Origin of the sequence: Actinoplanes oryzae (assembly GCF_030757795.1) — a bacterium.
Lineage (GTDB): Bacteria > Actinomycetota > Actinomycetes > Mycobacteriales > Micromonosporaceae > Actinoplanes.
On record NZ_JAUQWH010000051.1, the window covers coordinates 39538 to 50893 of the forward strand.

Genomic DNA, 11356 nt, shown 5'->3' on the forward strand with positions numbered 1-11356 from the left:
GCCCGGCGACCCTACCCGCCGCTCCGCGACGCCACCATGCAATTTCGACAAGGCGGATCGTCGTGACGCTCAGTAGCCACCTGTCCGGTACCTGTCCGGGTGCCCGATGAACGGCTGGAGCTCCCACAGCGGTTATCCGTACGGTGGCTGGGAGGACGAGCCCGCCTGGGTCTACGAGATCACCTGGGAGTGGGAACCCCTCCCGGGCCAGCGCTACCCCGGCGACCCGGGCCGGCGCCGCGCCGTCCACCACCCGGTGTACGACGCGTCGGCCGCCGCCTCGGCCGCGGCCGCCTGGGACGCCGATTTCAAGACCATCGCCCAGGCCTCGTCCCCGCCGTCGTTCGACGCCCCCACCTCGGGCGCCCCGTTCGAGGGCATGCCGGTCTCCGGTCCCCCCGTCTCCGGCCCCGGCTACGGCCGCGCCGTCCCCCCGGTGTCAGGCGCTGGCTACGGCCGCGCCGTCCCCCCGGTCTCGGGCGCGGGCTACGGCCGCGCCGTCCCGCCCGTCTCGGGCGCGGGCTACGGCCGCGCCGTCCCGCCCGTCTCGGGCGCCGGCTACGCGGGGCCCGACTCCGGGGCGCCGGGCCGAGGCGCCCGGCCGGTCTCCCCCGCCTCGGGACGCGCCTCGGTCGGACGTCCCCCGCAGCCGCCGCCCTCGTGGGAGGGTCCCGGCCGCGGCGGGCAGGGCTTCGGCGGGCCGGCCGCGGGCGGCCAGCCGTCCTGGAACCGTCCCGTGCCGCTGCCGGACCGGCTGCCCGAGTCCCAGCAGCCGGGCTTCCGCCAGCCGGGCACGCCGGGCTCCCCGCAGCCCGGCCCACACCAGCCTGCTCCCCACCACGCCGACCCCTACCAGCCCGGCCCGCACCAGCCTGCTCCCCACCAGGGCGACCCCTACCAGCCCGGTCCTCAGCAGGCCGATCCTTACCAGCCTGGCCCTCAGCAGGCCGCGTCCTATCCGCAGGAGGCCTACCAGCAGCCGCGGCCGGGATACGAGCAGCCGCACTCGCCCTACGGGCAGCCGGGCCGGCCGCAGCCGCCCGCGTGGGACCAGCCCCCACCGCCCGCGTGGGAGCAGTCCGCGCGGCCCTCGGGAGCCCCGCAGCCTTCGCGGCCCGCGCAGCCTCCGCAGGCCGCCCAGCCGCAGCGGTCGCCGTCCTCGCCCTGGGACGGACCGCAGCCGGGATCCTGGGAGCAGCCCCGGGCTCAGCAACCGTCCTGGAACCAGCAGCGCCCGCAGCCCCAGCCGCACGAGCGCCAGCCGGGCGGCCACTCCCCCGCGCCCGGCGCCGCGACGCCGCACGCCGCACCGGATCCGAGCCGGGCGCCCTTCGCTGCGCAGGGGCAGGACCGCACGCCGTTCGACCCACGCCAGGAGCAGCCGGGGCAGGACCGCACGCCGTTCGACCCACGCCAGGAGCAGCCGGGGCAGGACCGCACGCCGTTCGACGCGCGCCAGGGGCAGCCGGGGCCGGTCGACTCGCGGCAGAGTTGGCAGGGTCCGGTCGATCCGCGCCAGGGCTCGCGGCCCGCGGCGCAGGACCAGCGCCAATCCGCCCAGCAGGGGTGGCAGCAGGTTCCGGACAACCGGCACGACGCCCCGGACGCCCGCCCCGGCCAGGACCTTCGCCGTCCGCCCCAGGAGGACCGGCTGCCCCGTGGCGGCTTCCCGGCGCCCCAGCCGACGGCACAGAACGCGCCCTGGTCTCCCCCGGCCGACCCCCGCCCCGCGCCTTCCCAGGACGCCCGCCCGGCGCCATCACAGGACGCTCGCCCGGCGCCTACCCCGGACGCCTCCGCCCGGGCGCCCTACGGGCAGGAGCCGCCCACGCCTCCTTACGCGGCGCCTGAGCAGGCTGCGCCGCCTTTCGCACCCCAGAGTGCGGCGCCGCCGTTCGCACCCCAGAGTGCGGCGCCGCCTTTCACGCCTCGAAGTGCGGCCACACCTTTCTCGCCGCAGGCGTCGCCGTCGCCTACGTCGTCGGCTTCGTTCGCGCCGCAGGTGGGAGCCGGTGCTCCGGGGACGCGCGACGTCGAGCCGCCGACCGAGACCCGGTTGCCGGCACCGTCGCGGGAGAGCGCCCCGACGTCCTCGGCGCCTACCCCCACGTCGCCGGCAGCCGCGTCGCCGGCGCCATCTTTCGCTCCGGCGGCGCAGACTCGGGCGCCGGTGGCCGGGGCCGGTGGGCCGCTGTACCCGGGTTCGCCAGCAGCGGATCCCGGTCGTCACGGCGCTGCGTCCGAGGCGACCGCCCCGGCCGGCACGGCGGGCAGCTCCGCGGTGGCGGGCACGTCGGGCGCGCCGACCGGCGTCGATCCTTCGCTCGAGGACACGGCCATCACGGAGCTGCCCGGGGAGGGCGCTGCGCTCGGCGAGCCGCGGGAGCAGGCGGCGACCGGATCGCTGGAGGACACGGCGATCACGGAGGTGCCCGGCGGGGTGCCGTTCACGGGCGGGGCTGCGGCGGCGGAGGCGATCGAGCCTGCCGCCAGCGGGCCGCCGTTCGTGGCCGGGGAGATCGAGCCGGCTGCCGGGGAGCTCGGTAGCGCGCTTGCCGGGGAGCTCGAGAGCGCGCCTGCCGACGAGTTCGGTAGCGCGCCTGCCGGCGAGATCGGAAGTGGGAGCGCTGATGATCTCGCGAGCGAGGCCGGTGCGTCCGGCGGCGACCTCGGTGGGGCCCCGGACGGCGGCGCCGGGAACGAGGACGAGGAACGCGGGCTTGGCTGGCTGCTGAAGATGAGCGGGCTGGGTGCGGCTACGGCTGATCCCGAGTCGCTGCCCGTCTCGCCGGCTCCGGCGTCGGCGGAGGTTGTGCCCGCCGCGCCGGTTTCTCCGGATGTGCCCGTGCGGCTCGACTGGTTCTCCGGCACCGGTGAAAACGCGCTGGCCACGACGGACGTCCCGGCCAAGGAAGCACCGGCCGAGGAAGCACCGGCGGAGGCGCCGGTCGAGGAAGCACCGATCGAGGAAGCGGCGATCGAGGAAGCGGCGGTCGAGGCCGAACTCGTCCAGGCGGAGCCGGACGAAGCGCCCCTCGAGGAGCAGGACGTCGAGGCGCGCACGGACGAGGGCGCCGAAGGCCCGGAGACTGCCGAGGCGATCGCGGAGAGCGGCGAGGACGCCGCGGACGATGGGTCTGCCGAGGTTGATGCGGTTGCTGTCGTAGTCGAGGAGCCCGCTTCTGACGAGGCGGGCGAGGAGAAGCCGCCGTCGGAAGAAGCAACGTCGGATGATGTGGCTCCCGCGGGGCCGGATGCCGAGGACTCGGACCGGGAGACGGACTCCGGCGACGCGGGTGAGCCGGAGGAAGCCGCAGACACCGAGAGCCCGGAAGCGGCGGAGCTACCGGGCGATGGCACGCACCCGGAGCAGGGCCAAGCCGAGGAACTACAGGCAGAGCAACCGCAGGCAGAGGAAGTACAGGCAGAGGAACCCCGGGGCGAGGAATCCGAGGCCGAGGCCACGCCGGCCGAGGAAGCGGCGCCCCCGGAAGCGGAGCCCGAAGACACTGCAGCTGAAGAAGAGCAGCCCCAGGAAGAGCAGAAGGAAGAGCAGCCCCAGGCAGAGGACGCCCAAGAGGAGCACGCCGGCGAGGAGCCGGAGACAGCCGTCGAGGAGCCGGCTGCGGAGGTGCAGGACGCGCAGGGCGGCGAGGACCCCGTACGGGCGCCGTCGGTGCAGTTGCCGGTGCTTACCGTGGCGCCTCCGCCGGAGCCGGTGGTGGAGGTCGAGCGGCGGCGGGCGGATCCTGAGGAGGTGCTCTCGGCGTACGCGTGGGTGGTGGACCCGGTCACGCTGCGGGAGCGCGCCGATGACCCCGAGCTGCTGCTGGGGCTGCGGGATCGGTTGAGCGACCGGCTGGAGTACGCCGAGCGGGACGCGATCCGGGCACGGCTGCTGAGCCTGCGGGCGGTGACGAGCCGGCTGCTCGGGGAGTTCGGGCGGGCGCTCGCGGACGGGCGGGAGGCGCTGCGGCACGCGGAGGCCGCCGGTGAGCTGGCGCTGACCGCGCTCGTGCAGGCCCGGGTCGCCGGGGTGCAGCACTGGCGGGGTGATTTCGCGGAGGCGGACCGGCTCTACGCGGAGGCGAACTCCGTCGAGCTGCCCGCGCGGTTGCGGGCCGAGATGCACGTGAACGCCGGGCGGTCGTGCTACGAGCAGGGGCGCTATCTCGAGGCGTGCAACCACTTCGAGCGGGCGCTGGAGTTGCGGCGGGTGGAGGATCCCGAGCTCGTCGCCCGGACGGGGGCCGCGCTCGACGCCGTGATGGCGCGCGTGCAGGAGGGCGGCTGGGGGCCGTACCCGCGGTCCCGGGAGGAGATTCTGCAGCAGAGCCGTCCGCCGCAGCCCTCCGCGGATCACGAGACCGGCCTGCACGGGTACGCAAACAGCAGCGGCGACCTCGTCGTCCCGGCGCTCTACGCGGAGGCGAAGACCTTCGCCGAGGGTGCCGCGTGGGTACGCAAGCCCGATGCGGACGCCTGGGAGCTGATCGACGAGTCCGGCGCGCTGCTGATCGACGACACGTCGGCGTACCGGAATGTCGGGCCCTTCTCCGACGGGCTCGCCTGGGTGTCGCGGGAGGACGAGGGCGGCTGGATCGCGGTCGACTGGCACAACCGGGTCATCGTGCCCGGCGGGTTCGACGAGGTGCGGCCGTTCCGGCGCGGGGTCGCCCCGGTACGCCGCGGCGGCTGGGGTGCGGTCGACCGGCACGGGCGGATCGTGGTGGCGCCGCGCTACCAGGGGTTCGTGACGGTGCTGACCGGCGGCGGCCCGGTGGACGGGTTCACCGAGGAGGGGCTGGCCGTGGTCGACGCCGGGGACGGGGTCGGCGTGGTGGACGCGGCCGGTCAGGTGGTCGTACCTGCGGTGCATGCGAAGCTGCTCATCCACCCGGTCGCCTTCGTCGTGGCGGACGCGGACGGGCGCTGGGGTGCCCTCGACCGCCGGGGCGAGCCGCTCATCGACCACGCGCACGCCGACCCGGCCGAGGTCGCGCGCGAGATCGAGCGGCAGCGGGCGGAGACGCGCCCCGTTTTGTAAGTGAACCGGCGGGTAGCCTCCGCTCCATGGAATATCGTCACCTGGGCCGCTCCGGCCTGATGATCAGCGAGATCGCGTACGGCAACTGGATCACCCACGGCTCGCAGGTCGAGGAGGACGCGGCGAAGGCCTGTGTGCGCGCCGCCCTCGAGGTGGGCATCACCACGTTCGACACCGCGGACACGTACGCGGGCACGAAGGCCGAGGAAGTCCTGGGCCGCGCGCTGAAGGGCGAGCGCCGGGAGGGGCTGGAGATCTTCACGAAGGTCTTCTGGCCGACCGGACCGGGGCGCAACGACCGCGGCCTGTCCCGCAAGCACATCCAGGAGTCGATCAACGGCTCGCTGCGCCGGCTGCAGACCGACTATGTCGACGTCTACCAGGCGCACCGCTACGACTACGAGACACCGCTCGAGGAGACGATGCAGACGTTCGCGGACGTCGTGCACAGCGGCAAGGCCCACTACATCGGCGTCTCCGAGTGGACCGCCTCCGAGATCCGGGCCGGCTGGGAGCTCGCGCAGGACCTGAAGATCCCGCTCGTGTCGAACCAGCCGCAGTACTCGATGCTGTGGCGGGTCATCGAGGCCGAGGTCGTGCCCACCAGCATCGAGCTGGGCGTCGGCCAGGTGGTCTTCTCCCCCATCGCGCAGGGCGTGCTGTCCGGCAAGTACGAGCCGGGCAAGCAGCCGCCGGCCGGATCGCGCGCGGAGTCCAACTCGCAGATCATCCAGCGCTACATGAGCGACGAGATGCTCACCACGGTCCAGAAGCTCAAGCCGCTGGCCGAGCAGGCGGGCCTGTCGATGGCCCAGCTCGCCGTCGCGTGGGTGCTGCAGAACGACAACGTCTCCGCGGCGATCGTGGGCGCCTCGCGTCCCGAGCAGGTTCACGACAACGCGAAGGCGGCCGGCGTCAAGCTCGAGGCCGACCTGATGAAGGCGATCGACGAGGTCGTGGGCGGGATCGCCGAGCGCGACCCGGCCAAGACCGTGAGCCCGGCCAAGCGGCCGTAACGGTCAGGGGGTCCCGTGCCGGGACCCCCTTTCAGCTCCAGAACCGCATGAACGCGAGCCCGACCTGCCCCAGATCGCCCGGGATCCCGATCAGCGCGCACAGCCAGTCGACCACGTCGAAGAAGATGACGTTGATCCTCGACTGCCACAGCAGGACGAAGAGCAGCAGGAAGCCGTACGGCGCGAAGAGGTCGTAGGCCCGCTGGTAGGCCGGGTTGAGCCAGGGCCGCAGCATGTTGCCGCCGTCCAGACCGGGCACCGGCAGGAAGTTGAGCAGGCTCGCGGTGACCTGCAGGAAGCCCAGCGCCGCCAGGCCCAGCCAGAACTCCCCGTGCGGGCCGAGCGAGGCCGTGCCGCCGCTGATCACCAGCGCGTCGTCGGCCGCGCCGAACCAGAACGGGATGGCCAGCAGCAGGGCGAAGAGCACGTTGGTGCCCGGGCCCGCCGCGCTGATCAGCGACTCCTTGACCTTGCTGCGGATGTGCGCGTGGTCGACCCACACCGCGCCGCCGGGCAGGCCGATGCCGCCGAGCACCACCGCGATCAGCGGGAGGACGATGCTGAGCACCGGGTGCGTGTACTTCAGCGGGTTGAGCCGCAGGTAGCCGCGGTCCGCCACGCCCCGGTCGCCGGAGAAGTAGGCGATCAGGGCGTGGGCGTACTCGTGCAGGCAGAGCGACAGGATCCACCCGGAGATGACCAGCAGGAAGACGTCGACGCGGATGTTGCCGAAGCCGGTCCACGTCATCCACCCGCTGACCACGACCAGCGCGAGGATGCCGATGAAGACCGGGCTGGGCACGAAGGCGCTCCGGGGCGCCCCGCGGCTCACCTGGAAGCTGCTGCTCACTCGCCCGGCAGCAGACTCATCTTGTAGTCGACCCGGTCGTCCTCGACGAGGCTGACCTGGGTGACCCCGGCGGCCGCCAGGTCACGGTGCACCTGCCCCAGCCACGACTCGGCGTCGGCCTGGCTGCTGAACGACTCCTGGGGACCGGCCACCGGCTGCCCGTCGACGCCCTCGTACCGCCAACTCCACGGCATGTGCTGTCGCCCTCCTCGAATGAGCTTTCGTCCCACCCTACGGTGTGCGGCGCGACGCGCCCGTGCGGGCGCGCGGGCGGGGCGCGCCACGGCAACGACCATGACGGCTCTAAGGTACGGGTCATGTCGTGGAATTCGGTTCTGGTGCTCGGCGGGATCCGGTCGGGGAAGTCCGCGTTCGCCGAGGCTCTGGTCGCCGACGCGCCCGCGGTCCGCTATGTCGCGACGGCGGCCGGCGGTCAGGACGACCCCGAGTGGCTGGCCCGCATCGAGGCGCACCAGCGCCGCCGCCCGCAGGCCTGGAGCACCGAGGAGACCGGCGCCGACCCGGCCCGGCTGACGGCCCTGCTGACGGAGGCCAAGCCCGACGACACGCTGCTGATCGACGACCTGGGCGGCTGGGTGGCCGCCCTGCTCGACCCGGCACACCAGCCCAACGACGACGTGGCGACGGTCACCGCGCTGGCCGAGGCCGTGCGCTCCTGCGCCGGCCGGGTCGTGCTGGTCAGCCCCGAGGTCGGCCTGTCGCTGGTCCCGCAGACGCCGCTCGGCCGCGCCTTCGCCGACGCGGTCGGCACGGCCAACCAGGCGCTCGCCGACGCCTGCGACCGCGTGGTGCTCGTCGTCGCCGGCCGCCCCGCGTGGCTCAAGACGTCCCCCGACGAGCCCGGCATCGTGACCGACGTCCAGGCCGACGAGAGCGTGACCGTCGAGCCGCCGGCGGCCGTGCGCGTGGCGGCTGCCGCCACGCCGCTCACCGGGACCGCGACGGCGGAGCGCCCCGACATCGTTGCCGTCACCGCGGGCGCCGGCGACGTCTCCGAGATCGAGCCGGGCATGGACCTGCCGCTGCCCGACAGCGACGCCGGTCCGGACGCCCGCGATCGGCTGGTCACCCTCGACCTTCCGGGCGCCGGCCTGGGTGCGCTGATCGAGGCCGTCGAGTTCGCCGCGGCGACGCAGGGCACCGCGACCCCACGCCCGTGGGGCCCGGCCCGGGTGCTGCTGCTGGCCGGCCACCACGCGGGCGGCGCGGCGAGCGGCAGCGATCCCGCCGAGGGCGAGCGCCGGGCCGGTCAGGCGGAGGCCGGTGCGGGCGCGCTGGCCCGGCTGGCGGGCAGTGCCGGGGCGGATCTGGCGGTGGTGCGCGTACCGGAGAGCGGCGCGATGGAGGACGGCCCGGTGCTGACCGCCGAGGCCGTCGACGCCGCCCTGCGCCAGGGGTGGAGCCTGGCGGCCCAGGCCGCCGAGGACGGGCGCGAGGCCCTGGTCATCGCCGCCTGCGGCACCGGCACGGACGCCGCGGCTGCCGCCGTCCTCGCCGCGACCACAGGCGCCGAACCGGTGGCGGTGCTGCCCCGGGTGCTCGTGCCGGGCGGGTTCTACGACGACGAGGCGTGGATGCGCCGCTGCGCCGCCGTCCGGGACGCGATGCACCGCATCCGCCAGGAGCCGCGCGGCGCCAAGGACCTGCTGGCCCAGCTGGGCGGCGCGGACCTCGCCGTGGCGGCCGGCGTGCTGCTGGGCGCGGCAGCCGCCCGGCTGCCGGTGCTGGTCGACGGGCCGGTGGGCATCGCGGCCGGGCTGATCGCGCGGGACCTGGGTCCGCAGAGCCGGCACTGGTGCCTGCTGGCCGACGCGGGCAAGCTCGCGCTGGTCCGGCAGGGCGCGGACGTGCTCGGCCTGACCCCGGTGCTGGAGCTCGGCCTGGACCTGGGCGAGGGCGCCAACGCGCTGGCCGCGCTGCCGCTGCTGCGGACGGCGATCGCGCTGGCGGGCGCCCTGCCGGTGCACCCGGCGCTGCTCGAAGAGCCGGGCGACGGCGGGCTGGACGACGACGCCGCCTTCGTGGAGCCCGAGCCGGACGGCCCCGGCCCCGCGAGTGTCTGACGCCCTGCGGCTGGCCTTCACCACGCTGACCGTCCTGCCGCTGCGGGGCGGCCGCGTCGACCGTACGGTCGCCGGCGGGGCGATGACCCTCGCGCCCCTGGTCGGCGCGCTGCTCGGCCTGGCCCTCGCCGGCGTGCACGAGGTGCTGCCCGCCGGCCTGCTGGGCGCGGCCGTCACGGTCACGCTCGGCGTCCTGCTCACCCGCGGCCTGCACCTGGACGGCCTGGCCGACACGACGGACGCGCTGGGCTCCTACCGCCGAGGCCCCCAGGCCCTAGAAATCATGAAAAAGTCGGACATCGGGCCGTTCGGGGTCGCGGCCATCGTCCTCACGCTGCTGCTCCAGACCGCAGCCGTGGCCCAGCTCGGCGCCTGGGCCCTCGTCGCCGCCTGGACCACCGGCCGCCTGGCCGTCACCCTCATCTGCCGCCGCGGCGTCCCGGCCGCCCGCCCGGAGGGCCTCGGCGCCCTGGTCGCCGAGACCGTCCCCGCCTGGCGAGTCGCCCTGGCGACGCTGCTGACGATGGCCGTCGCGGTGCCCGCGGTCCCCGGCACCCCGTGGCTCGGCCCGCTGTTCACTGCGCTGACCGCCCTGGCGATCGTCGTGCAGGTCCGCCGCGCCGTGGCCCGCTTCGGCGGCATGACCGGCGACCTCATCGGCGCCGGCGTCGAGCTGGCGACCACCCTCATGCTGGTCGCCCTGGCGCTCGCCGCTCAGTAGGTGAGCGTGAGGTCGGCCCGCCGGTTGCGGGCCATGCCGGCCGCGGTCCTGTTGCTCGCCGCCGGGTTCGCCTCTCCCCTGCTGACGACGACGGTACGCACCCCCAGCCCCGCCGCGACCGCCGAGCACACCGCCCGCGCCCGCTGCCGTCCCAGCGCGAGCCCGGCCGCCCGCGATCCACGGTCGTCGGTGTAGCCGGTGCACGTGACGGTCCGCACCCCCGCCAGCTGCCGGCGCACCCCGGCGAGATACCGCGCCTGCGCCGTGCCGATCGCCGTCGAGCCCGAGGCGAAGTAGACCGCGCGCGGCAGCGTGAAGGAGCTGAGCACCAGGTGCGTACGCCGGGAAGCGCGCAAGGTCCGCCCGCTCGCCGGCACCGTCGTGATCGCCACCGCGACCGGGTAGCCGCCCGGTCGCGCGGCCAGCGCCCGTCCCGCCGCGTTCAGCGTGACCGGCACGACGACCCGCCGGGAAGCCGTGCTCGTCACCACCGCCCCGCGCCCGAGGGTGAGGCGCCGCCCGGAGACGGTGCTCCAGAGCAGCACGGTGTGCCGCCCCCGGACCGCGCTGCTGAACGTGGCGGTCGCCGTCATCGTGGCGCGGCTCGGGCGCCCGCTGGTGACGACGCGCTTGCCGACGACCACGCGCGCCGAGCCGGTGGACGGCTGCGGGCCCTCGGGACCTTCGCCGGCGGCGGTGACGACGGCGGTGTAACTGCCGGTGACCACGGTGCCGACCGCGTCGGTGAGCCGGTAGGCGACGGGTGTCGCCCGGCCGGTGAAGCCCGCCACGGGAACGAAGGTGATGGTGCCCGTCGTGGCGTCCAGGGCGTACGTGCCTTGCGCCACGGTGACCGTACTCACGGGGGAACCGGAGGCGTCGATCAGCGTGAGGGCACCGCCCCGCGGGACCGGCAACGTGGTCTGCTGGCTCGTCTCCCCGCTGCCCGAGCTGCCGGTCGTGGTCGGCGCGACCGTGACCGGCAACGCCATCCGGTGCGTCGCGCCCTGCCGGTCCACGCCCTGCGCGAGGAACGTGTGGGCGCCCGTGTCCAGCGCCGCCGGGATCCGCACCGGCAGCGCGAAGGCGCCTTGCGCGTCGGTGGTGACCGTGCCCAGCGTGATCGGCTCGGAGTGGAGCGTGACGCGAACGGTCGAGTGCGGCGCGAAGCCCGTCCCGATGACCGAGAGCGTCTGGTCCGGCGCGGCGAGCGCCACCGGGCCCTTGTCGGTCGTCAGGGTCGTCGGCACGTCGGCGGGCACGTCCGGCGGCACCACCGGGGCGGTCGGCGTCACGGCGTTGGACGCGGGCGACGCGGCGGACGAGCCGCCGGGCCCGTGCGCGACCACGGTGACGGTATAGCTGGTGCCCGCGACCGCACCGATCACACAGGTGAGGGTGCTGGTCGAGCAGGAGTTACCGCCCGGCGTCGCATAGGCCGTGTAGCCGGCGACGTCCCCTGAGGCGGCCGGCCACGACACGGTGATCGACGACGTGCCGGCCGTCGCCGTGGGAGCCGCCGGGGCGCCGGGCGGCGCGTAGACCACGGGCGCCGACGGCACGACCGGCGCCGAGGGGTCCGAGAGCGCGGAGGTGCCGATCGCGTTGGTGGCGGTGACCCGGAACGTGTAGGCCGTA

7 protein-coding genes are annotated in these 11356 nt (G+C 75.1%); 4 read left to right on the plus strand and 3 right to left on the minus strand.

Annotation, left to right across the window (positions count from 1 at the left end; translation table 11 throughout):
* The first annotated feature begins 106 nt into the window (after positions 1-106).
* Together RBH18_RS18645 and RBH18_RS18650 are read left to right on the plus strand one after the other, a co-directional pair.
* Positions 107-5047 carry a WG repeat-containing protein gene (locus RBH18_RS18645; RefSeq protein WP_306209449.1) on the plus strand — a complete coding sequence of 1647 codons (4941 nt, stop codon included), beginning with the start codon at positions 107-109 and terminating at the stop codon, positions 5045-5047.
* Between the two features lie 26 nt (positions 5048-5073).
* Positions 5074-6063 (plus strand): aldo/keto reductase family protein, encoded by a 990-nt coding sequence (locus tag RBH18_RS18650; RefSeq protein WP_306209450.1) that lies wholly within the window; start codon positions 5074-5076, stop codon positions 6061-6063.
* A 31-nt stretch (positions 6064-6094) separates the two neighbouring features.
* Here RBH18_RS18650 and RBH18_RS18655 read toward each other — a convergent pair whose 3' ends face one another.
* Positions 6095-6913: a site-2 protease family protein gene (locus RBH18_RS18655; RefSeq protein ID WP_306209451.1), complete on the minus strand. Its 819-nt coding sequence runs from the start codon at positions 6911-6913 to the stop codon at positions 6095-6097.
* Entirely contained in the window at positions 6910-7107 is a 198-nt protein-coding gene (locus RBH18_RS18660) for a hypothetical protein (RefSeq protein ID WP_306209452.1), read from the minus strand. Before RBH18_RS18660 ends, RBH18_RS18655 begins: the two co-directional genes overlap by 4 nt.
* A gap of 123 nt (positions 7108-7230) precedes the next feature.
* Between RBH18_RS18660 and RBH18_RS18665 the strand changes: the two genes are divergently transcribed.
* On the plus strand, positions 7231-8997 hold the full coding sequence (locus RBH18_RS18665; RefSeq protein WP_306209454.1) for a bifunctional adenosylcobinamide kinase/adenosylcobinamide-phosphate guanylyltransferase: 1767 nt from the start codon (positions 7231-7233) through the stop codon (positions 8995-8997).
* Complete coding sequence (locus RBH18_RS18670; protein ID WP_306209456.1) at positions 8990-9718, plus strand: adenosylcobinamide-GDP ribazoletransferase; 729 nt, start codon at positions 8990-8992, stop codon at positions 9716-9718. The genes RBH18_RS18665 and RBH18_RS18670 overlap by 8 nt, the downstream gene beginning before the upstream one ends.
* On the opposite strand, the gene RBH18_RS18675 is transcribed toward RBH18_RS18670, so the two are convergent.
* Positions 9712-11356: OmpA family protein (locus RBH18_RS18675; protein WP_306209458.1), on the minus strand; the 1645-nt coding region annotated here is incomplete at its 5' end. The genes RBH18_RS18670 and RBH18_RS18675 overlap by 7 nt on opposite strands.